A 21773-nucleotide genomic window follows, 5' to 3' on the forward strand; every position below is an offset into this window, starting at 1 on the left:
CCAGCATGGGTCTCTTTGAGGTAAAGCCATCCGCGACCAAGGCCAACCCATCAAAGGACTGCCCGCATGAAATTCTTCGTAGACACCGCCGAGATAGATGCAATCGCTGAACTGAACGATCTGGGCATGGTGGACGGCGTGACCACCAACCCCTCGCTGATCCTGAAATCGGGTCGTGACATTCTGGAAGTGACCAAGGAAATCTGCGATCTGGTAGAAGGCCCAGTTTCGGCCGAGGTTGTCGCAACTGAAGCAGACGCCATGATCGCCGAAGGCCGCAAGCTGGCCAAGATCGCGCCGAATATCGCTGTGAAAGTTCCGTTGACCTGGGCGGGCCTGAAAACCTGCAAGGCACTGACCGACGAAGGTCAGATGGTCAATGTGACGCTCTGTTTCTCTGCCAATCAGGCGCTGCTGGCGGCCAAGGCTGGCGCAACCTTCATCTCTCCTTTCATCGGGCGTTTGGACGATATCAACGTGGATGGCATGGATCTGATTGCTGATATCCGCCAGATCTATGACAATTTCGGGTTCGAAACCGAAATCCTGGCCGCATCAATCCGTACAGTGAACCACGTGACCGACAGCGCGCGCATCGGTGCCGACGTGATCACCGCACCGCCCGCCGTAATCAAAAAACTGGCCGATCATCCGCTGACCGACAAAGGGCTTGAAACCTTTCTGGCAGATTGGGCCAAAACCGGTCAGAAAATCCTCTGATCCAAAGCACTGACGCGCGGCGCCGTCAGGCGACGCGCCCGGCCCAACTGTCACGGTCTGATCTTTGATCAGGACGTGACAGGCGGGAGCTTCCCTAAAAACACAGTGCGTGACGAAATACATCGTCGCGCTCTTTTTTTGCCAAGCAATTCTGTCAACCCGTGTTATAAGCCGCACAACAAAAAAAGACCGGACAGGACATGAGCAGCAATCCCAAACTCGAGGATAACCTCCGCGCGGCGATTCTGGCTGAGCCAGATGTGGTGTTGGATGACAAGGATCTGATGCAGGCGCTGGTCGCCGCAAACGAGCGCGCTCGCGGAGACAATGTCATCGACCTGCGCGGGATTGCTATGCAACGGCTCGAGACACGGCTGGACCGTCTGGAAGACACGCACCGTTCGGTCATCGCCGCCGCTTATGAAAACCTGGCGGGCACCAACCAGATACACCGCGCGATCCTGCGCCTGCTTGAACCGGTGGAGTTCGAGGATTTCCTGCGTGCCCTCGGCAACGATGTGGCCGAGATTCTGCGGGTGGATCACATTACGGTGGTGCTGGAAACAACAGTCGTACAAAACGATCCGGCCATCGACAGGTTGGGCGGTGTTCTGACTGTGACCGAGCCTGGTTTTGTCGACAGATACCTCAGTTTTGATCGCGGCGGACCAGCCCGAGACGTCATCATGCGCGAAATTCACCAAGCTAATCCAATGGTTTACGGCACGCAATCCGGACGGTTGCAGTCCGAGGCCTGCCTGAAACTGAACCTTGGCGAAGGCCGCTTGCCAGGCATGATCGCAATGGGCGCAAAAGACCCGCGTCATTTCACGCCTCAGCTGGGCACCGATCTTCTGACCTTCTTTGCTGGCGTATTCGAACGCTCGATGCGCCACTGGCTGTCGTGAGCCTGATCTCCCCGGCCTGCCGCGATGCGCTGCAGCATTGGCTTGACGGCTTGGGGGCACTGGCAGGACGATCTGAAAGCACGCAGACCGCATATCGTGGCGATGTCACCGACTTTCTGTCTTTCATGACCCTGCATCATAGCACCCGTCAGGGATTGGCGGCTTTGGAGCGTATCACGATCTCGGACATGCGCGCCTGGATGGCGGATCAACGTGGTTCCGGCGTCGGTGCTCGGTCTCTGGCGCGCAAGCTTTCGGCCGTCAAAAGCTTCTATCGCTGGTTGGCAGAGCGTGAGGGGTTTGAACCGACCGCCGTTTTGTCGACCCGAGCGCCGAAATTTACCAAGAAGCTGCCGCGTCCTTTGGCCGAAGACGCGGCACGCGCCATGATCGATACAGTTGAATTGCAATCGACATCAGATTGGGTGGCTGCCCGGGACGCCGCGGTTGTGACCCTGCTTTACGGCTGCGGGCTACGCATCTCCGAGGCACTCTCGCTGACAGGCGCGGACGTACCCTTGCCCGCGACGCTGCGCATTGTGGGTAAAGGCGACAAAGAGCGGATCGTTCCGGTCATTCCCGCCGCCCGCGACGCCGTGGATCGCTACCTCGAACTGTGCCCGCACCCGCAGTCGCCCAAGGCGGCCTTGTTTCGCGGCGTTCGCGGTGGGCCGTTGAACCCTCGCGCCATTCAGGGCGTGATGGAGAAGGCACGGATGCAACTTGGCTTGCCGTCAACTGCGACACCTCATGCCATGCGACACAGCTTTGCCACCCATCTCTTGTCTGCCGGGGGCGATTTGCGGGCCATTCAGGAATTGCTGGGCCATGCATCTTTGTCCACGACTCAGACATACACCGCCGTCGACACCGCGCGCTTGATGGAAGTCTACAACAACGCCCATCCGAAGGCCCGAAACATCTAACCCAAGAGGGTATCCACAAATGAGTTTTCAGGGCTTTTTTGCTTTGCATCTATGGCGCGCTTCGTACATGACGTCCTGATGACACTGAGATTCAAAGCGCTATCCGTTCATCTTTTCACTGCCACCGGTGCCGTTTTTGCGATGCTGGCCATGCTGGCCGCCGTCGAAGAAAAATGGAGCCTGATGTATCTTTGGCTGGTGGTGTCCTTCATTGTGGATGGCATCGATGGCCCGTTGGCACGACACTATCATGTCAAAAAAAACGCGCCCGAGTTTGACGGTGTTCTTCTCGATCTGATCATCGACTACCTGACATATGTGTTTATTCCGGCCTTCGCCCTGTTCAAATCCGGGCTTATGGATGGTTGGACAGGCTGGTTCGCGATTATCGTAATCACCTTTGCAAGCGCGATGTATTTTGCTGACACCCGCATGAAAACCAAGGACAATTCCTTTTCCGGGTTTCCGGGCTGTTGGAACATGTTCGTCATCGTGATTTTTGCGCTAGAGCCGAATTTCTGGATCATCCTCGTCCTAGTCACCCTGCTGTCAATTTCCATGTTCCTGCCGCTCAAATTCGTCCACCCGGTGCGCACAGAACGCTGGCGCAACCTAACTTTACCCGTGGCATTTGCCTGGACCTTCTTTGCAGGATGGGCTGCATGGGTCGATTTTCACCCTGAAAGCTGGGCGCATTGGGGACTTGTTGTCACCAGCCTGTATCTGGTTTTTGCGGGCATCGCGCAGATGATAGTTCCACCACGCAACGCCCAAATGCCAGGTGACCTATAGGGGCTACAGGATTTCCTCCACCTCGAATTCGACTCCGTTATGGGTGAAAACATCCCCTTGCTTCAGCCCGACCATCGCCAGATAGATCGGGCTTTGCGTTGAAATCCCCATATATGTTCCACCATCCACATCGAACCGAGTGGTCGAGACGCACACAACAAACCGCCGATTGTTGAACTTGATGACTGCACCCGGCTGCACCGTATCCGTCAGGCTAAAGTCGGTGTTTTCGATCACGTCAATCTTGGCGTGATGCGCGTGAACCGGGGCGTCAAAGGCCGCTGCCAGATCAGCATTTTCACGCGACGCCACTATGTCGTCTTTGTCGTGAACTTCTCGGTCGTCCAGCTGAGCATCCTTCAGATAGGCATCGTAATGTGCCTGCGCCGTTGCCAACTCCTGTGCTTCCAGTGACATCAGCCGGTCGATAACGGCCTTCTTGCGGGCTGCGCGGTCTGTTTCGGTCGTCATGCACTCTGGTCCTTCAAATTCAGCTTCTGATATAAGTTGTGTCCGAGGTTGGGCGATTGCAACTGATTTTCACAGATCAGATCAACAGACCGGCGGCACGTTCGTGGCGCAACAGGGCCACTTTGGTCTCAATACCGCCATCGCCAGAAAAGCCACCAAGACTATTGGCCGCAAGCACACGATGGCATGGAATAATAACCGGAATGGGGTTTGCACCGCAGGCTTGACCAACCGGCTGCGCGGGTTGGCCAAGCTCATTGGCGATGTCACCATAGGTGCGCGTCTCACCCAGCGGAATAGCAAACATGAGATCGCAAACCTGCCGCTGAAACTCAGAACCGGCAACGTGGTAAGGCAGGTCAAATTGATCCAGCTGCCCTGCATCGTAAGCCTTCAACTGCCTCGCCGCTTCCTGCAACAAGGGCGTGGGTTCACCATCCGTCCGCCCATTCCAGACAAGGCGTGTGATGGCGCCGTCAGTGTCTTCCACGCCAAGCCGCCCAAACTGGGTTTCTACTTCGATCATCGCCATGCGTTCAGGTTTTCAGATCGGCAGGCCTGACGCAAGCGGGGAAACTTCCGCCGCTGCAAGTAAGCCTTTTCTCAGGTTCTTTGGGAATTCGCCCTACTCGTGTTAATCTGTTCATATTGATTAAAGAAATTAGGAGGGGGAAGTGGGTCGACATCTGGTCCTGACGGTTCATGGAATCGGTGAACAAAAACCTGGTGAAACCGTGGATCAGGTCGTGGGCGCGGCCACAACCTGGCTTGACGGCAAAGCCAGACCACCAATCACGGTCGAGCGCGAAATGATTGAGCTGGCCGAGAGCACGTTCGACGGATCCGACCGCAACGCCAAACTATTCAAAGTTCACCTTCGAAAGGTGGCGAAACCCAACGTCACAGAAGATGAAGCTCTGTTTGCAGAAGTCTTCTGGGCAGATCGCTCCCCAGCGCCAAAGGGCGCTATCAAAACCGTACTAGATCTTATCTGGGTGGTGCTGGCCCTTGGGTATCTGGCCATGGATAATGTTGAACAAACCCATAGGCGGTCGGACATTGATCCGTCCAATGCGAAGGGGCGTGAAACGCATGCGGCCAGAGTGGTCCATCTGTTCACGTGGATTTTCTTCGGTGCCGTCGCGACATTGAACGCCTACCTGCTGATCGGTGCGGGTGTGGTTCTGGTCGACCTGATCCCCGAGACATATGTGGACAGATCGAACGCTTTGTTCTTGCTGTTACTGCTGCTCTACGGCGGAGGAACCGGGATCGGTTTGCGCAGATCGAACTCTGCGCCAACTTACCTCAGGCGGGTGTTCTGGCGGGGTATGGCCCTGGTCGGAGCACTGCTGGTTGTCGCCCTTTTGAGCGGCCCTCTTGGGGCCAGATTTTGGAGTCTCGAAACAGGATCGGCGCTGGAACAATTTGTGAGCCTTCAGGTGTTTGCCCTGGCAGGATGCTGGGCCACACTGATTGTCTTGACGGCCGTTATGTATCTAACGTCGATGGAAAAGACTGAGATAACCGACCAACTTACTTCTGAACACCGTCGGATATACCCAAGCACCTGTGCGGCTATGCTGGTCTTTTGGATGTTCTTCATATCCGGGCTTTGGCTGACCTTTGACGAAGTGGTTAAAACCGTTCCCGTCCTGTCGGAAAGTCAGCTGAATTCACTGTTCGACACTCACCTTCGTGACGCCATCGAAACCCTCAGCGTTGCGTTTGCCGCCATCGTTGTCCTCGCGTTGGTCGGCGGGTTAGTTTATGCTGGTCGCCACCTTGGCAAACACAACTTGCACCACAAGCCCGAGGTGCTGAGCCGTGCCATCGTGAACAGGTCTGCCCAATGGGTGTTTCTTTTGGCCACCGCCACTTTGTCGATTGTGACGTACAGAGGGCTTAGTATTTTCATCCGAGAAGATGACCCTCTTTGCACGACTGCGTCTGACACAACAGAACTCGTCGAATGCAATATCCTTGGCAATACTCTGAACGATCTGATGGGTCTTCAAGGCATGATTGGCATTGCAGTGCTTGGGTCAACCGCTCTGCTGTACCGGTATTCGGGTTTTGTTGCCGCCGGTTTGGGGGTCGCCCGAGATATCGTGACCTACGCCATCCGCGACAAGTGCCTGTTGAGTGGCGATCTGAAAGCAAGGTACAACAACTACCCAGATCGCACTGCCATCGATGATCGGTTTTACCGTGCGTTGTTCTATGCGTTAGATGTCTTTCCAGCGGATCATATTACGGTGGTTTCGCATTCCCAGGGAACGGTGATCGCCACCCAGATGCTAGCGGACAAACGAGTCCAGCGACGCATTGATGGTCGACCGGTTACACTGATTACGATGGGCTCTCCGGTCACCCATATCTATCAGCGGTATTTTCCCGAAATGTTCACAGTTGATCCGGGACAACTGAACGCTGCCTGGTTCAACATCTTCCGACAGGATGATTTCGTCGGAACCCGGATTGAGGGCGGCTTGATTGATGACGCGAGGAACTTTCCGGTTCAACCCGGCGGTCACACTGGGTATTTTACCGACTATCAGGTCTGGAAAATTCTGTCGGGGGCCGATATCGGATTTGACCTGTTCCACCCCAAATCTCACGACTAGTTTTGCTTAGAGGGAACACGGCCTGAACTCCGCTTGATTTTCAGCTCGTTGGGCAGCCTTGGCACTCTGCCAGGGCTGCCTCGTTTCCTTTGATCTTGTTGTTTCAACGCGCGGCAGACCTTGATCGCTGAGGCATGGCACCCGTGATCTCACGCAGCGCGTCAGGCAGCTTTGGATGCTTGAAGACAAAGCCATTCCGCTGCAACAAAGCTGGCAAGACACGTTGACCGCTTAGCATGGTTTCCCGCCCCATTTCTCCCAATAGGATCGTCAGCACACAGGCCGGAAACCGAAAGATGGTCGGGCGGTGCAAGGCCGTGGCAAGCGCCTGCGTGAACGCCTTGTTTCGAACAGGAAAGGGTGCGGTCGCGTTGACCGGGCCTGAAAGGTCTTTTTGCGACAGCGAGAAGGCAATAATACGCACCAAATCGTCAAGTTCAATCCACGACATCCATTGCTGTCCATTGCCCAGAGCCCCTCCTCCGCCGAATTCAAAGGGGGTCAGCAACCTCGACAACATCCCCCCTTCGACCCCCAGAACAAGCCCGATGCGCAAAACAACAACACGCACGCCCAGTGCCTTGATTTTATTGGCGGACCCTTCCCATGCGTCGCACACATCATGCACAAATGCAGGTGCAGGGCTTGATGTTTCGGACAGTTCCTCATCGCCGCGCAACCCGTACCAACCGACGGCGGAACCGTTGATCAAGCACTCTGGTTTGTGCTCCAACCGCTGGATCAACGCCTCTAGCGCTTTGGTAGTCTCGACCCGGGACTCAACTATTCTCGTTCTTTTTTTCTGCGTCCAAATCCAGTTTGCAACGGGTTCGCCCGCCAGATTGACGATGGCATCAAAGCAATCCTTACTGTGAACCTGATCAAGGCTGGTGATGACACGAACGGGATCGGGCAGATCATCGGCATTGCGTGGGTCCCGAGTGACCACCGTTACAAAATGCCCGCGCGCGACCAGCGCGCTCACCAACCGTTGCCCAATGAAACCCGTACCACCCGTTATCAGGATGCTTTGGCGCGGCGCAAGATCGGCGACCAGTTCAGCGGGTTCAACGCGCTTCAATCGGTCACTTCGGGCCGATGCCAATAAGTCACGCGCACTGAACAGCCCGACCCCAAGGGCCGAGGCGGTGGCCATGACACTCCACCAGCCGTAGGTCACTGGAATCAATGCCGTGGGCAGCAACGACCAGGCCGACAGGTACGGCGCAGCCAAGGCCAGAATCGCACCATAATTCAGCGCGAGAAGCGTGTGGTTAATGCGTTCGCTGCCGGGCAGTTTTCGCGTCATATCTTCTTCGACAAAATCCCAAAGTGTTATGATCACTTCAGCGATCAGGATCACCGCAAGACCGAATGTGAAAGCGCCGTGTGGCTCGAACCAGGCAATGCAAAAGAAAATCACGGCGTAAAAGAAATTGCGCACACCATGCAGGCGCAGCTCGGTCTTTTGTGACGCGCGCCACGCCAACCGCTCAGTGCCTTCATGGTGAACAAGCGTATCAAACGCCCCCATAAGCACCTGAACCAAGATCAGCGTCCAAAGGATAGGGTTGTCCATGAGAAACTCCTATGTGTCGTGAAACAGTGCATCCTGCTGGATCAGTTCGCCAAACAGGTTGCTGCTAAGGGTCAATGAGAAGAGAAACCGCGCATTACCAAGATCCTGATGCGCAATGGTCAAGGACCCGGGTTGCAGCCAGGATGGAAGCCTGACCTTCACGCGTCCAAGTTTCAGAAAGTAGTGATCGCTTTCAAAGTAGATGCCCCTGTGATCTGTGCGGACACGCAACGCGATGCCGATCCCACGGCCAATGTATTCTTCAACACCTGTCGGCCCGGAAAATCTCTTTGAGCTGTGTATCACCTGCGGAAAACCCGCCGCGCGCCCATATTGGCGTATCCAGAACTGGCCGCTGGCGGCGCAATCCTCGGTCACGGCGACAACGGCAGGCTGATCGACGCAAGACGTGTCATACGGCAATGGCCCTCCAACCAACCGGGCCAGATGGGCGAGAACACGACCGATCAAAGACATGCGCATGGCGGTTACCTTTCCCTGATAGACCACGCTTGCCCCGCCGGTCAGGCGATGCCCAAAGCGCTTACGCACCGGTTTTGGCAAGGCGTTCCAGGCGTGAGCGCCGACGAGGCCACGGAAGCGGCTGTCTTTGATGATCTCTAAATCGGTGGGCATCTGAGATTGCTTCATTTGCCATCTCCTGCTGATTTATCAGTAATTTCTGTATTAAGAGAAATTGTTGATCAAAAAAATTCTACTCGTTCTTTTTGCTGCCAACCTGAAGAAGTGAGAGTATTTTGTCGCCCATTTTCATCAGCATCGAGAGCTTCGTCTTAGGGACCCGCAGCATTTGTGCCGACCAATGGTCCGCCGTATTCAGAAAGTCCTGCATGCTTCGCATCCGATCCAAGACAACCGGGTGCAGATTTGGCTCATCTGCTGCTTGGTTGATGCAGACATCTATCGCCCGCATCGCCGGGTCAATTTCACGCTCTTTGCGCCCTTTGGCGATCAGCAAGGCCATTTCCCACACATCAGTTTCGGCCTCAAAGTGCTCTCTGCGATCACCTGCAACCGGCACACGATGGATCAGCCGCCAGCCGACAAGCTCTTTCAGCGAGTTCGAGACGTTCGAGCGTGCGATCCCCAATTCATCAGAGATCTGCTCGGCATTAAGTGGCGTTTCGCTAAGATACAAAAGCGCATGTACCTGCGCCACGGAACGGTTCACGCCCCACTGGCTGCCCATATCGCCCCAATAAAGGATAAACTTGGATTTGGCCGAGCCGCTGGATATTTCACTTATTTCTGTCATAACAGAAAGATTAGATATCAACAAACCAAAGTCAAGATCGCCTGACCCGACTGCGCGCAAATGTCCGAATAAGAGGGAGCATACAAAAAAGCTTGCCGGTGTTTCCCGGCAAGCTTTTGTTTTAGTTGGCTAGATAAAAGCGGAAATGAAAAGCTCAGCTCAATGCTTCGTCGCAACGCCCGCAGACACCGTCATGAGTGTGACGCCCCACATCAGGCAGAATTTTCCAGCAGCGCTGACACTTTGCGCCTTCGGCTTTTTCGAACACAACGCCCACGCCTTCGATTTCTGGCACCCGGAACGCTTCGGCAGGGGCCGGATCACCTGTCACGGTCAAGCCAGACGTGATGCACATGTCATCCGCGTCAAAGGTGGCCAGCAAGGCGCGCGTTTCCTCGTCATCGACATGCACAATCGGTGCTGCCTCAAGGCTGGAGCCAATCACCTTATCCTGGCGCTGAACCTCCAACGCAGCGGTCACGGCGCGGCGCACACGGCGGATCTTGGCCATGCCTGCCTCAAGCTCGGCATTGCGCCAATCAGCCGGAGTATCGGGGAAGTCCACCAGATGGACCGAGCTGTTGTCACCCGGGAACCGCTCCAACCAAACCTCTTCCATGGTGAAGACCAGAACCGGCGCCAGCCATGTGGTCAGGCGGTGAAACAGGATGTCCAGAACGGTGCGCGCCGCGCGTCGGCGCAGGTTGTTACCGTCGCAGTACAACGCATCCTTCCGGACGTCGAAGTAAAAGGACGACAAATCGACAGTCGCAAACGTGAAGACTGCGCTGAAGACACCCTGGAAATCGAAGGACGCATAGCCTTTGCGCACCTGCTCATCCAGATCAGCCAAACGGCTAAGCACCCAGCGCTCCAGACGCGGCATATCCTTGGGGTCGATGCGATCGGCTTCGGTGAAGTCAGCCAACGAGCCCAGCATAAACCGCATGGTGTTTCGCAACCGGCGATAGCTGTCGGCGGTGCCTTTCAGAATCTCCGGCCCGATCCGCTGGTCGGCGGTGTAATCGGTCTGGGCCACCCACAGGCGCAGGATGTCAGCTCCGTATTGCTTGATGACCTCTTCAGGCACGATGGTGTTGCCCAGAGATTTGGACATCTTGTTGCCCTTGGCGTCCAGCGTGAAGCCGTGGGTCACCACATTGCGATACGGCGCACGACCTTTTGTTCCGCAGGCCTGCAGCATGGACGAATGGAACCAACCACGGTGCTGGTCAGTGCCCTCCATGTAGACGTCGGCGATGCCGTCTTCGGTCCCGTCCTCACGGTCGCGCAAAACGAAGGCGTGGGTCGAACCGGAATCGAACCACACGTCCAGAACGTCAAAGACTTGGTTCCAATCGTCTGGATTGTAGTCATTGCCTAGGAACCGTTCCTTGGCACCTTCAACGTACCAGCAATCGGCGCCATCCTGTTCAAAAGCCTCTTTGACGCGCGCATTCACTGCTGGGTCACGCAGCAAGAAGTCGGGATCAGTCGGCAGAGCGCCCTTCTTGGTGAAACAGGTCAGCGGCACACCCCAGGCGCGCTGGCGCGACAGAACCCAATCCGGGCGGGCTTCGATCATGGAGTACAGACGATTACGGCCCGTCTTAGGAGTCCATTTCACCAACTCGTCGATCGAGCGCAGCGCGCGTTCGCGGATGGTGTCGCCCATCTCGCCCATACCGTCATCCAGTTTGCGGTCAACGGATGCAAACCACTGCGGCGTGTTGCGATAGATGATCGGAGCTTTCGAGCGCCACGAATGCGGATAGCTGTGCTTGATCTTACCACGCGCCAGCAGCCCGCCCACCTCGACAAGCTTATCGATGACGGCTTTGTTCGCGTCACCCTCTCCCCCCTTACGGGACAGGATGTATTTGCCGCCAAAGAATGGCAGATCGGCACGGAATGAGCCGTCATCCATCACGTTATAGGTGATGACCTGTTCCAGCATGCCCAGATCGCGGTACAGCTCGAATTCTTCCATACCATGCGAAGGCGCGCAGTGAACGAAGCCGGTGCCCTCGGTGTCGGTCACAAACTCAGCCGCGCGGAAATCGCGGATGTCGTCCCATTCGCCGTTGCCACCTTCGGCACCGGCCAATGGGTGGGTCAAGCTGACGCTCGCCAACTCATCTGCGGTAACGCCACGGACACGTGTCCACTGATCGTCGTTCAGGCGCGCGCGACCTAGCACGTCAGCAGCCAGATTGTCAGCAAGCAGAAATCTGTCGCCTGCACTTGCCCAGCACTCGTCCGGCGCGTCGGTGACTTCGTACAAGCCGTACGAAATATCCTTCCCATAAACCACCGCCTTGTTGGATGGCATGGTCCAGGGCGTCGTGGTCCAGATCACAACGCAAGACCCGTCCAGATCGCTCAGCGGCTGCACCTGCCCCACCTCGCCAGTGACCGGCGGCGTGGTTTCGTTCAGCAGCACCTTGAACTTCACCCAAATGGTGAAGCTTTCCTTGTCGTGGTATTCAACCTCGGCCTCTGCCAGAGCCGTCTTCTCGATCGGCGACCACATAACGGGTTTCGAGCCCTGATAAAGCGTACCGTTCATCAGGAACTTCATGAACTCATCGGCGATCACGGCCTCGGCGTGATAGTCCATCGTGATATAAGGATCGGGCCAGTTGCCGGTGATGCCCAGACGCTTGAACTCCTCGCGCTGGATATCGATCCAGCCCTCGGCGAACTTGCGGCATTCCTGACGGAAGTCGACGATGCTCACCTCATCCTTGTTCTTACCCTTCTTTCGGTACTGCTCTTCGATCTTCCATTCGATCGGAAGACCGTGGCAATCCCAGCCCGGCACATAGCGCGCATCGTGACCCATCATCTGATGGCTGCGTACAATCATGTCTTTGATGGTCTTGTTCAGCGCGTGACCGATATGCAGATGACCGTTGGCATAGGGCGGGCCGTCATGCAGTGTGAAGGGCTTACGGCCCTGTTTTTCACGCAGTCGGTCATAAACACCGATAGTCTCCCAGCGCTCTAGCCAGTTCGGCTCGCGCTTGGGCAGGCCAGCGCGCATCGGAAAGTCGGTTTTGGGCAGGTTCAGCGTGTCTTTGTAGTCAGGTGTTTGGGTCGTGTCGGCGCACATTGGGGGCGTCCTCAGGATGATCTGGTGGATGATCTTGTCATATGTGGATCGAAGCGGTCAGTGCGAATTCTCAAGCACCTTTGCCCGGCGTCTCGCGTGATCAGAGCGCCGGGGATATAATTCGAATAATGATGGCCAGACGGTCATACATGGCCGCGCTTATAAGACGCCCGCGCCTAATGGTCCAGAGCTTCCGGTTCCTGCGGCGAATGGCGCAGCTTGGCCCAACGGTTGAGCCATGCAAGGCCCGCCAAGGCAAGGCCCAGCGCCAGTAGTGAGAACACTCGGATCAAACCACCCAGCCCCGCGATATCAATCAGGAACACTTTGGCCACGGCCAGCCCGATCACCGCCAACCCGGCCTTGCGCATCAGATCGGACTGGCGTGCAAGCGACTGGTAGAACAGTACTGCCCCGATGATCAAAAGCGTCATTGTGTAGGTGTAAAGCTCGGGCTGGGTGACGCCGTTGCCTTCATACATCCCGGCCGCCCCCTGCCAGAAATGACGAATTGTCAGCCCTAACCAAACCGCTATCAACGCGCCAGCGGTGGTGTATGAGACCTGCTTCAACCGCAGGGGAATCGCAGGAATACGCCAGGCTGACAACCCGATGGCCAGGGCTGGCAATAGGTAGGCGACGGCAAGTGTGTTCAAAACAGGCGGACCCAAAACAGGGTCGGCATAACGATCAAGCAGTGGGTTCAGTTCGGTCAGCGCGAGCCCCAGGCGCAGCACTCCATGAGCCGCGAAGAACACGGCCAGAAGATATCGAACGGGCTGCAGCTTACCGCCCAGTTTGAACCTTTGCACCTGAGCATAGGCCAACAACAGCCAGATTACGGACAGTAATCCTGCGCCCCAATGGCTGTTCTCGGCACCAACTTCGCCGATCCCCTCCAGCCAGCGCAGCAGCAACAGCGTCAGTAAAATGCCCCCGGTTGCCCAGGCCGCGCTCTCAAGCATCAGTGTGGCGACGGGACGGTCCAATGGCTTCAGTAGCAGCCAGGCTACAAAGAAACCAAAAGTCGCCGATCCGTAGACCAAGGTCATCTCGCCAACCGGTGCATAGGAAGCCCAATCGAGACCCGGATCCAGTATCAGTCGCACAGTTACGGTGAACACCCCGGCCCAGATAAACCAGCTCATCGGTGGCAACGTGAATTTTCGATCCAAAGCAGCTGCAACAACGACAGTTATCACCAACGCTATTGTCAGCGCGGCAGAACTGAGCACGATCACACAGGCAAATGCCAGGCAGGACAAAGCGGACAACGTGGCCAAGGCCGGGCGCATCCGGTTTTCTCCGTCTACGCGGGCAAAGCGTTCAGCTAGCACGACCATCAGGGCGCCCAAGATAATTGCGTGCAACGCCCAAGGATAAGCCCCGATCACATCTGCCGGACGCCATCCAACTTCCAGTGCGATCGCCATTACGGGGGCAAACAAGGCTGCCGCACCGGCCCAAGCGGCCTTGGCACGGTCAGCGCCGAAAGATCGCCACGCTGCCAGAACCGAGATCAAAGCCCCCAACGCGACAAGCAGGGTAATGACCATTGGGTAGTCGGCCTCGGCTGTCTCGGCATAGGTTTCGGCAAAGACGCGTACGACCGACCCGTTATCCAGACCGTGCCGCAAGACAAACCAGATCAGACCCAGCGCAGGTAAAACCGTCAGGTCCTGAAGGGCACGTGCGTCCCGCGCCCACAGCATCAAGGCCAGCGTCAGACCAGCCAGCAGGCAAACCCCCAGCCAAAACTCTCCGGCTGAATCCGCCCAATGGACTGACAGAATGACAGAGCTCGCCGTCACTGCAGCGAATGCTAGGCGGGTTGGAAATTCTGGCCATGGTGCGCCTTTTTGGCGCCGGAGCATTTCAACAATCATTGGGCCTGCGTGATCCGGCCAAACCCGGCGAACCGGAATCGCAATGGCAATCAAGGCCAGCGCCACCACAGAGGTCAGATATCCCGGTTCCGTCAGGGGCGAGGATAAAACCACCAACAGACATGCGGAATATGCACCAAATAGAGTCAGAACCGAAACCCAGGCCCAACGTCTAACTGTATCGACACCCAACCCAAGAACAGCGATGACAAAGAAATAGCCGTATAACCATGTCGGATCCTCTGATGCGCCTCCAACCAGAAAAGGGGCTGCAAAGGCACCGATCAGACCAACGGCGGCCAGAAGCGGGCCATGAAACCAGCCAAAGACAAGGCCAATCAAAGCAACCAAAACAAGCGCGATTAACGCAGTTTCAGGACCGATAAGATCATAAAGTTGCCGCGCGGCCAGAATGCCGCCGAACAAGGTTACAAGACCAGCGCCAGAAAAGACCGAGGGCAAATAGGCCGTCGCCGAGTCTTCTCCGTCCCCGAACCTGCGGCGCAAAAACTCTCCGGCACCGATCAGGGCAACACCAAACGCCAGGGCCGCGGCAACACGAGCGGCCGGTGGCAACAACCCGTTTTCCACCCCGTATTGCACCAGAAAGATGCCCGCCAATGCCAGTGACAGCGCGGACACGGCGTAAAACCAATTCTCGCGCAGCCACGCGCCCAGCGCTGCGATCCGTTCCCGCCGGAATACAACAGCCGGGGACGGTTCCCTGGGCTCTGCCACAGCCATGTCCGCAGGGGTTTCGGTGGGTTCTGCCTTGGGCGGGGACCATGGCCCGGCCTTGCGACCTTCGGATTCTACCGGCGTTTGCGCAGGCTGTGCTTCCGGGGTCGGCTTTAGGTCTTCGCCAACGACCTCCGTTGGCAGATTGGCAATCTGCGCCTCTAACGTCTCAACCCGGCGCCGCAAACGGGATTGTCCGACCAGCAGCACAATAATTGTCACCGGAATGGCCAGTACAATGAGACCGACAAGAACAAGCAGTGATTCCAAGTGATCCTCCGTTCGGCAATTGGCCACACGCTAGCGCGGTCAAAGGACGGACGACAGTCAGGAAACCCGTAGTCGTTCATACTGTTGCATGATCACGCTAGAAAATGGCAATCGCCGGCCGCGCCAACATCAGCCACAGGATTATAAGCACCGCCAAAAAGGCCGGAACGCCGCAGGCAAACCAGAATCGGAACAACCGGTCATACTGTTCGGGCATCGCCGTACCCTGATCGACCGCGATCTGCGCATATTTTCGCAGCCGAATTTGCACCCAAACCACGGGCAACCAGAAGAGGCCGGTCAAAACGTACAGCACCAGTGACAGCGCGATCCAGCCTTCGGTCAGCGACCAACCCAGACTCCACGCCAGAAGAGTGCCGGTGATGGGCTGAAAAATGACGGCCGTCGTTGTAAACAGCAGATCCGCCAATACAACAATGCCAGCGGTGTGGGCAATGATGCGCGGATCAGACGTGCGGTGCGCCATCAGCATGAAAAATGCGATACCAGCACCGGTGCCCAACAACACGCAGGCGCCGATGACATGCAGCCACCGCAGGATCAGATCTGGGTCCATCAGCGGCTCTCCAACATCGGCATTGCGACAAGGGACAGCATCATCGCGGGCAGGATTTTCACAAGAGGCCCCAGCGGATCAAGCCATAAGCCAGGCACCGTACCCGAGGCTGCCAGCAAGTAGATCGATGCCACTGTGAATTGGGCCAGACAGGCTCGCCTGGCCCAAGGTCGCCACAAGATGGCCAGTCCAAGGGCAAGATCGACCAGTGACCAGAACACGACGCTGAATGACGCCAAAGTCTGGGACCAGCCTGCGCTTGTCAAAACCTCGGCCGCCTGACCCAGTCCCAACAGGCCAAAGACCCCGGATAATATCCAGAAAGCGCTAAGGACACCGACAACCAAGGGCATCAGCAACGTGATCCGTGCGGTCAAACGGTGTTCACGGGCGCTGGGAAATGATGCGTAGATATCGCCCAACGAGGCGACCGGGTGATCGGTTACTGCCTTGTAGGCCGCCGGGTCTCCGATCACACCCTTTGTCATGATGGTCATTGCAGTGCTCCGCAACGGAGAGCGCCAGCCCAATCTGCCCAGAGCATCCGCAATCGCCGCAACGGCTCGGGTTAGTACCCGAGGAATCGTCACACTGATCCCCGCGCGCCGGAACCCCAGCCAAGCGCGTGTGGCTGCCACAACGTCGAACAAAGTGTGTGGCTCATCCTCGACCAGATCATAGGTGCCCTGAGGCAATTGCCCAACCACCGCACGCAGCACTGCATCGCACAGGTCTGGCATTCCGATGCATTGCACCGAAGTATCCGGATAGGCCAGTGGCTGCACGAATGGGACGGCCGCCAACATCCGCAGCAAAGCGGTTCCACCATAGTCCGATTGTCCAATAACAAGCCCGGGCTTCAGCACCCAAAGCGCAACGCCAGCCGACCGCAGAGCCGCATCGCCTGCAGCTTTTGAGCGCATGAAATACGTATCCGCGTTTTCCTCGGCACCGATGGCCGAGATCTGGACAATCGCGATGCCATCACGTGCGCAGGCCTGCCCCAAAGCGGCAATTGCCGTGTGATGAGCAGCCGTCAGATCATCATCACCACCATCCTGCAATGCACCTGCGCAGTTGACCACAACATCCACGCCTGAAAGGATGTCCCGCCAAGCGTCGGGCTGCACCAAGTTGCGCAGGTCCCCTTGTTTCAATGCGATGCCTGGCAAAACCTTGGCGCCCGTGGGCAGGCTGCGTACCAACCCGCAAACCACAGCGCCTTGCGCCTGGAATGCATGCACAACAGCGGCACCAATGAACCCGTAAGCGCCCAAAACCAGAACGTTTCTTCCGTTTAGCTCCTGTAGCGACATCGCCAATCAAACCTGTTTTTGTCACAGTATCCGATTGGCTCTCACGCGCCAGCCGAGACTGTCACCTGCGACAAATTACGGGTGGAATAGAGATCCGACCAGATACGCGATCGACGCGGCCAGACCACCGATCAGCAACGTCTCGATCCCAGATCGCCACCACGGTGCGAGCGACCATCGGCTTTTCAGGGCACCGATAGCAAAGAAAACTACCAGCGTCATGCATGCGGAAGTGGCGAAGGCCCGCTCGACGGACAACAAAAACGGCATAAGGGGAATCAGGCCCGCCAATAAGAACGAACCAAAGGTGGCCAGCGCGGCTTTGATCGGGTGCGGGTCAACGCTGCCCAACCCATACTCCCCTTCGATCATAAGGTTGATCCAGTTCTCGCGGTTGGCCGTTATCGCCGCGGTGGCATCATCCAGAACATCGTCCGACAATCCCTTTTGCGCGAGGATTTCACGCACTTCGTTTCGCTCACCGTCAGGATAGAGGGTGATATGTCGTTCTTCGATCGCTCGGATACGGTGGATATTGTCCAGTTCGGCCTTGGTGCCCGAATAGTTCCCTGCAGCCATGGAAAACCCATCGGCCAGTACATTTGCCAAGCCCAGTGCGACGATAACGAATGGAGACAGACCGGCCCCGGCGACGCCGGCCACGATTGCGAATGTGGTCACAGATCCGTCTATTCCTCCATAGACCACATCCCGTAACACGCCGCGCCCCTCAGGGTCATTGATCCGGGCTTTGATTTCCTGCTGGCTGTGACCGTGTTCCGTCATGGCTCGCTCCTCTGTCACACCAAGTGTGCGACGAAGCGGCTGCGGTGGCTTTGCGTTGAATCAACCTTTTGAGAACAAGCCCTGCAAGGCGCGTTTGACCATCCCGCGTGTCGATGGTTTGTGCCGTTTCGAGAAGGGCAGAGGTCGGCAAACCTCCATGGCAGCGACGCCAACACGGGCGCTGAGGGCCCCATTTACCAAGCCTTCTCCGAACCGACGTGACAGTTTGCTCAGGACAGACCCGCCGAGCACAGGTTCCAGCAGGTCGTCCCCGACGGCCACAGCTCCGGTGGCCACCAGATGTACAAAGACCGCCCGCGTCAGTCGCCAGCTGCCCAGAAACCCAGCCCGTCCACCGTAGATTTCGGCAACCCGCCGGATCATCCGCAAGGACGCCGCCAAGGCGGTGACGACGTCTGCCAGTGCCAAAGGAACAAGGGCTGTCACGGTTGCGACCTGACGTGCCGCAGCCTCAACCTCGCGGCTGGCGGCGGCGTCCAAGGGTGCAAGTAACTCGTCTTCAGCAAGGCTTAGCAGGCCAGACGCATCGAACTGTTCAGGCATTCGTTCGACCAGACGGTCGCGGCCCCAGTGCGTTTCCTCGCGGCCCTTGTAGAACGCAATCAAGCGGGTCGTGACCGCGCGGGCTTGCGCCAAGTCGGCCTCGGCAAGGGCTGCATCAGCGGCGCGACGCATTCCGTCCACCCGGGACAGGCGCCCAATCGCAGCCAATTCGCGGATCGCAATGATCAACGCGACCAACACCAGCGCTGAAATCAACCCCGTCACGAGCGACCCCAGAACAGGTGCACGTTCGACCAATGACGTCGCGAAATCCCAAGCGGCAACAGACACGGCGGCACCGATGACAGCCAGAGCCAATCCCCAGAACCACTTTGCAAGGGCCGAAGGTTTGCGGGCAGCCAAGCGCGCAGCGCTCTGCATCGCTTGCCCCTGCGGCTGCGCAATATCGGGAACCGGCGGCGCCCGCGAGACGTCCGTTGCCGGCTCGTCGGCTTCCAGATCGATCACAACCGGGCCCTTAGCCATCATTCAACCCCTTGCTGTTCCATGCGTATTTGATGTCGGGCAGATTTTCGTCATTGTCGGCCCCGTCGCCGCGCGCGACCTCGTCAAATCCATGTCTTAGGTAAAACCTGCATGCGGCTTCATTGGCTTGAAACGCAAACAGGCTAAGCTGCGCGTGCTGGGATTTGGCGTGGTCCAGAAATTGCCGCCCGATCCCCTGCCCGCGAGCGGTCTCAGCCAGATAGAGCGAATGGATTTCCGCGCCGTTGAGTGCCAAGAACCCAACCACGCCGGCATCCGTTTCTGCCACGGTGACCCAATTCAGGTCGATCATTTTGCCGCAGAAAGCGATGGTCTCGGCGCAGCTATGCAGCTCGGGCATCCAGTCGTTTTCTTTGGCGAACCCGTGCAGAATCGTGCCAGTGGCCCCAGCATCCGTGCTGCGCGCGGGTCGGAGGATCACGGTCACAATCGATCTCCGATCAAGAACTGAGCCGCGCGGTCCAGCCGGATATGCGGCGGACCATCACCGGGGCGCAGGGTCAAATTGGCTGGCGCAAAGGCCATAAATCCATAGTCGTCATCCAACCAGGTGGATGCTCCGTTTCGGGCCGGGCTAAGAAGATGCGACGGATCGTCCGGCAACTCACCGGGGTAAAACGCGGCGGGTTTGCCGCTGTCGAGGAGCGTGCCCCGAACGCAAGGCAGTTCAGATCCATTGTGGCTACGCGTCTCTTCGGTGGTGGCGCGCAATGATGCCAGTGACAACGCCGCCGTTTCGGCGCCCGCAAAACTCGCACGGTCGCGTGCATCTCGGGTCAGCGCCTCCATAATCGCGGTCAACCGGGGGTGTTGCAGGTGATGTAGATGATCAGCTTTGGTGGCGGCGAACAGGATACGCTCGACCCGTTTGCCCAGCAATAGCTGGCTGAGCCATGCGTTTCGCCCCGGGCGAAAAGCCGACAAGATATCGGCCATAGCGCGGCGCATATCTTCGACAGCTTGCGGCCCTTTGTGAATCGCGCCCAGCGCGTCCACCAACACGACCTGTCGGTCGATCCGGGCGAAATGATCCCGAAAAAATGGTTTCACAACCCGAGACTTGTACGCCTCATACCGCCGCTCCATCTCGCGTTGCAAGGTTCGGCGGCGCGATGGGCCAGAGATCGGCAATGGCGCAAAAGTCAAAACCGGGGACCCGGCCAAGTCACCGGGCAACAGGAAACGACCCGGCGTGCAATCATAAAACCCAGCCTCGCGAGCAGTATACAAATAGGCGGTGAACGCGACAGCCAGTGCTTGTGCTGCAGGTTCATCATGTGCGCCCGCAGGGTCGACAGACTGAACCGTTTGCAGAAACTCAGCCGCTTCGGCACGGGTTTCAATGCGCGCCAGCGTTTCCTGCGACCACTCTTCGTATGACTTGTCCAGCAGCGCCAGGTCCAACAACCACTCACCCGGGTAGTCAACAATATCCAGATGTACGGTGCGCGGCCCCTGCAACCCGGCCAACAGTCCCGCAGGACGCGCCTTAAACGACAGACGCAGTTCAGACACAGCGCGCGTACTGTCAGGCCAATGCGGTTCGGGACCGGTCAGGTCTGACAAGTGGGATTCGTAGTCAAATCGTGGCACTGTATCATCTGGCTGTGGTTGCAAATACGCGGCGTTGATCCGTCCCTCTTGCTGCGCAACTAGGCCGGTCATCCGGCCCCGGTCTAACAAATTGGCAACCAGAGAAGTGATAAACACCGTCTTGCCCGACCGCGCCAACCCGGTCACGCCCAAGCGAATGACGGGCTCAAAGAATGCCTCGGACACACGATCCCCCACGGATTCCACCCCGCGTACAAGACTGTCTGCCAATGATGAGATGACCAAGCCGCCGCCCCGCAATTTTTGTTTTACCTAAGATAGGTAGCGCCCGCAGGACATGCCAGAGCTTTTGCCCCCCTTGCCCGATTGCGCGCCGCGCTGTACCAGCGGCCCATGCCCAGATACGCACTGAAAGTCGAATACCAAGGGGAGCCGTTTGCCGGATGGCAGCGGCAAAAGGAACAGCCATCGGTGCAAGGTGCCATTGAGCAGGCCCTGTCCCGTATCCAACCCGGAGAGCACACCATAGCCGCCGCCGGTCGCACGGATGCGGGCGTTCACGCGCTTGGGCAAGTCGCGCATTGTGATCTGATCAAGGATTGGGACCCGTTCCGCCTGTCCGAGGCGCTGAATTACCATCTCAAGCCTCAGCCGGTTGCCATTGTGAAGGCGGCGCGGGTCGATGACGACTGGCATGCCCGGTTTTCTGCACTGGAACGTCGGTACCTGTTTCGCATCCTGATGCGCCGCGCACCGGCGACCCATGACAAAGGGCAGGTCTGGCAGATCAATCATTTACTGGATGTGGACGCGATGCAGGCTGGTGCAGATATGTTGATCGGACGACATGATTTTACCACCTTCCGCTCGACCATTTGTCAGGCGGCAAGCCCTGTCAAAACGCTGGACGCGTTGCATGTCGAACTGGTTCAGGGGTTTTCAGGCCCCGAGGTTCATTTCCACGTACGCGCGCGGTCCTTCCTGCATAATCAGGTCCGCAGTTTTGTAGGAACGTTAGAGCGGGTTGGCGCGGGCGCATGGTCCCCGGATGATGTGCGCGATGCTTTAGAAGCCGCTGATCGTGCGGCCTGTGGTCCGGTTTGCCCACCGCAAGGCTTGTATCTGGCATGCGTTGGATATCCAGACCCGGTCTTTGACTGA

General features: G+C 57.5%; 19 protein-coding genes. 6 read left to right on the forward strand and 13 right to left on the reverse strand.

What is annotated here, in order from left to right; translation table 11 throughout:
- The first annotated feature begins 66 nt into the window (after positions 1–66).
- From fsa to Q1B21_RS16445, 4 genes are all read left to right on the forward strand, one after another.
- Positions 67–720, forward strand: coding sequence for a fructose-6-phosphate aldolase (gene fsa / locus Q1B21_RS16430; protein WP_299890989.1), 654 nt, complete (start codon positions 67–69; stop codon positions 718–720).
- A gap of 200 nt (positions 721–920) precedes the next feature.
- Entirely contained in the window at positions 921–1628 is a 708-nt protein-coding gene (locus Q1B21_RS16435; RefSeq protein ID WP_299890991.1) for a DUF484 family protein, read from the forward strand.
- Positions 1625–2554, forward strand: coding sequence for a tyrosine recombinase XerC (locus tag Q1B21_RS16440; RefSeq protein WP_299890993.1), 930 nt, complete (start codon positions 1625–1627; stop codon positions 2552–2554). The genes Q1B21_RS16435 and Q1B21_RS16440 overlap by 4 nt, the downstream gene beginning before the upstream one ends.
- A gap of 78 nt (positions 2555–2632) precedes the next feature.
- On the forward strand, positions 2633–3346 hold the full coding sequence (locus tag Q1B21_RS16445; protein WP_299890995.1) for a CDP-alcohol phosphatidyltransferase family protein: 714 nt from the start codon (positions 2633–2635) through the stop codon (positions 3344–3346).
- Between the two features lie 3 nt (positions 3347–3349).
- Here Q1B21_RS16445 and Q1B21_RS16450 read toward each other — a convergent pair whose 3' ends face one another.
- Both Q1B21_RS16450 and Q1B21_RS16455 read right to left on the reverse strand, forming a co-directional pair.
- Positions 3350–3817, reverse strand: coding sequence for a hypothetical protein (locus Q1B21_RS16450; RefSeq protein ID WP_299082448.1), 468 nt, complete (start codon positions 3815–3817; stop codon positions 3350–3352).
- Between the two features lie 76 nt (positions 3818–3893).
- Positions 3894–4349, reverse strand: a complete 456-nt coding sequence (locus Q1B21_RS16455; RefSeq protein ID WP_298936636.1) for a methylated-DNA--[protein]-cysteine S-methyltransferase — start codon at positions 4347–4349, stop codon at positions 3894–3896.
- 142 nt (positions 4350–4491) lie between these two features.
- Here Q1B21_RS16455 and Q1B21_RS16460 point away from each other — a divergent pair, with 142 nt between their 5' ends.
- Positions 4492–6444: a hypothetical protein gene (locus Q1B21_RS16460; protein WP_299890998.1), complete on the forward strand. Its 1953-nt coding sequence runs from the start codon at positions 4492–4494 to the stop codon at positions 6442–6444.
- Positions 6445–6547: 103 nt separating this feature from the next.
- Here Q1B21_RS16460 and Q1B21_RS16465 read toward each other — a convergent pair whose 3' ends face one another.
- From Q1B21_RS16465 to Q1B21_RS16515, 11 genes are all read right to left on the reverse strand, one after another.
- Positions 6548–8023 carry a TIGR01777 family oxidoreductase gene (locus Q1B21_RS16465; protein WP_299891000.1) on the reverse strand — a complete coding sequence of 492 codons (1476 nt, stop codon included), beginning with the start codon at positions 8021–8023 and terminating at the stop codon, positions 6548–6550.
- Positions 8024–8032: 9 nt separating this feature from the next.
- Positions 8033–8674: a DUF4166 domain-containing protein gene (locus Q1B21_RS16470; protein ID WP_299891002.1), complete on the reverse strand. Its 642-nt coding sequence runs from the start codon at positions 8672–8674 to the stop codon at positions 8033–8035.
- A gap of 64 nt (positions 8675–8738) precedes the next feature.
- Positions 8739–9299 carry a MarR family transcriptional regulator gene (locus Q1B21_RS16475; protein ID WP_299891004.1) on the reverse strand — a complete coding sequence of 187 codons (561 nt, stop codon included), beginning with the start codon at positions 9297–9299 and terminating at the stop codon, positions 8739–8741.
- A 154-nt stretch (positions 9300–9453) separates the two neighbouring features.
- Positions 9454–12414 (reverse strand): isoleucine--tRNA ligase, encoded by a 2961-nt coding sequence (gene ileS, locus Q1B21_RS16480; protein ID WP_299891006.1) that lies wholly within the window; start codon positions 12412–12414, stop codon positions 9454–9456.
- 176 nt (positions 12415–12590) lie between these two features.
- Positions 12591–15308 (reverse strand): DUF2339 domain-containing protein, encoded by a 2718-nt coding sequence (locus tag Q1B21_RS16485; RefSeq protein ID WP_299891008.1) that lies wholly within the window; start codon positions 15306–15308, stop codon positions 12591–12593.
- 97 nt (positions 15309–15405) lie between these two features.
- The gene (locus tag Q1B21_RS16490; RefSeq protein WP_299891010.1) at positions 15406–15885 is read right to left on the reverse strand and encodes a DUF2269 domain-containing protein; all 480 of its coding nucleotides are present in this window, start codon (positions 15883–15885) and stop codon (positions 15406–15408) included.
- The gene (locus Q1B21_RS16495) at positions 15885–17201 is read right to left on the reverse strand and encodes an SDR family oxidoreductase (RefSeq protein ID WP_299891012.1); all 1317 of its coding nucleotides are present in this window, start codon (positions 17199–17201) and stop codon (positions 15885–15887) included. Before Q1B21_RS16495 ends, Q1B21_RS16490 begins: the two co-directional genes overlap by 1 nt.
- 75 nt (positions 17202–17276) lie before the next feature.
- Positions 17277–17987: a VIT1/CCC1 transporter family protein gene (locus Q1B21_RS16500; RefSeq protein ID WP_299891013.1), complete on the reverse strand. Its 711-nt coding sequence runs from the start codon at positions 17985–17987 to the stop codon at positions 17277–17279.
- A 60-nt stretch (positions 17988–18047) separates the two neighbouring features.
- On the reverse strand, positions 18048–19037 hold the full coding sequence (locus Q1B21_RS16505) for a YcjF family protein (RefSeq protein ID WP_299891223.1): 990 nt from the start codon (positions 19035–19037) through the stop codon (positions 18048–18050).
- Positions 19030–19485, reverse strand: coding sequence for a GNAT family N-acetyltransferase (locus Q1B21_RS16510; RefSeq protein WP_299082471.1), 456 nt, complete (start codon positions 19483–19485; stop codon positions 19030–19032). The genes Q1B21_RS16505 and Q1B21_RS16510 overlap by 8 nt, the downstream gene beginning before the upstream one ends.
- Positions 19482–20897 carry a YcjX family protein gene (locus Q1B21_RS16515; RefSeq protein WP_298936624.1) on the reverse strand — a complete coding sequence of 472 codons (1416 nt, stop codon included), beginning with the start codon at positions 20895–20897 and terminating at the stop codon, positions 19482–19484. The genes Q1B21_RS16510 and Q1B21_RS16515 overlap by 4 nt, the downstream gene beginning before the upstream one ends.
- A 108-nt stretch (positions 20898–21005) precedes the next feature.
- Between Q1B21_RS16515 and truA the strand changes: the two genes are divergently transcribed.
- Complete coding sequence (gene truA / locus Q1B21_RS16520) at positions 21006–21773, forward strand: tRNA pseudouridine(38-40) synthase TruA (RefSeq protein ID WP_298936623.1); 768 nt, start codon at positions 21006–21008, stop codon at positions 21771–21773.

This window comes from uncultured Ruegeria sp. (assembly GCF_947504215.1).
Classification (GTDB): Bacteria; Pseudomonadota; Alphaproteobacteria; order Rhodobacterales; family Rhodobacteraceae; genus Ruegeria.

Excerpts from the sequence above, each read along its gene's own strand:
- ileS (WP_299891006.1), bottom strand. The coding sequence starts at position 12,414 with ATGTGCGCCGACACGACCCAAACACCTGACTACAAAGACACGCTGAAC.
- Q1B21_RS16500 (WP_299891013.1), bottom strand. The coding sequence starts at position 17,987 with ATGACGGAACACGGTCACAGCCAGCAGGAAATCAAAGCCCGGATCAAT.
- Q1B21_RS16490 (WP_299891010.1), bottom strand. The coding sequence starts at position 15,885 with ATGGACCCAGATCTGATCCTGCGGTGGCTGCATGTCATCGGCGCCTGC.
- Q1B21_RS16450 (WP_299082448.1), bottom strand. The coding sequence starts at position 3,817 with ATGACGACCGAAACAGACCGCGCAGCCCGCAAGAAGGCCGTTATCGAC.
- Q1B21_RS16475 (WP_299891004.1), bottom strand. The coding sequence starts at position 9,299 with ATGACAGAAATAAGTGAAATATCCAGCGGCTCGGCCAAATCCAAGTTT.
- Q1B21_RS16445 (WP_299890995.1), top strand. The coding sequence starts at position 2,633 with ATGACACTGAGATTCAAAGCGCTATCCGTTCATCTTTTCACTGCCACC.
- Q1B21_RS16470 (WP_299891002.1), bottom strand. The coding sequence starts at position 8,674 with ATGAAGCAATCTCAGATGCCCACCGATTTAGAGATCATCAAAGACAGC.
- Q1B21_RS16455 (WP_298936636.1), bottom strand. The coding sequence starts at position 4,349 with ATGGCGATGATCGAAGTAGAAACCCAGTTTGGGCGGCTTGGCGTGGAA.
- truA (WP_298936623.1), top strand. The coding sequence starts at position 21,006 with ATGCCCAGATACGCACTGAAAGTCGAATACCAAGGGGAGCCGTTTGCC.
- Q1B21_RS16495 (WP_299891012.1), bottom strand. The coding sequence starts at position 17,201 with ATGTCGCTACAGGAGCTAAACGGAAGAAACGTTCTGGTTTTGGGCGCT.
- Q1B21_RS16465 (WP_299891000.1), bottom strand. The coding sequence starts at position 8,023 with ATGGACAACCCTATCCTTTGGACGCTGATCTTGGTTCAGGTGCTTATG.
- Q1B21_RS16505 (WP_299891223.1), bottom strand. The coding sequence starts at position 19,037 with ATGGCTAAGGGCCCGGTTGTGATCGATCTGGAAGCCGACGAGCCGGCA.
- fsa (WP_299890989.1), top strand. The coding sequence starts at position 67 with ATGAAATTCTTCGTAGACACCGCCGAGATAGATGCAATCGCTGAACTG.
- Q1B21_RS16435 (WP_299890991.1), top strand. The coding sequence starts at position 921 with ATGAGCAGCAATCCCAAACTCGAGGATAACCTCCGCGCGGCGATTCTG.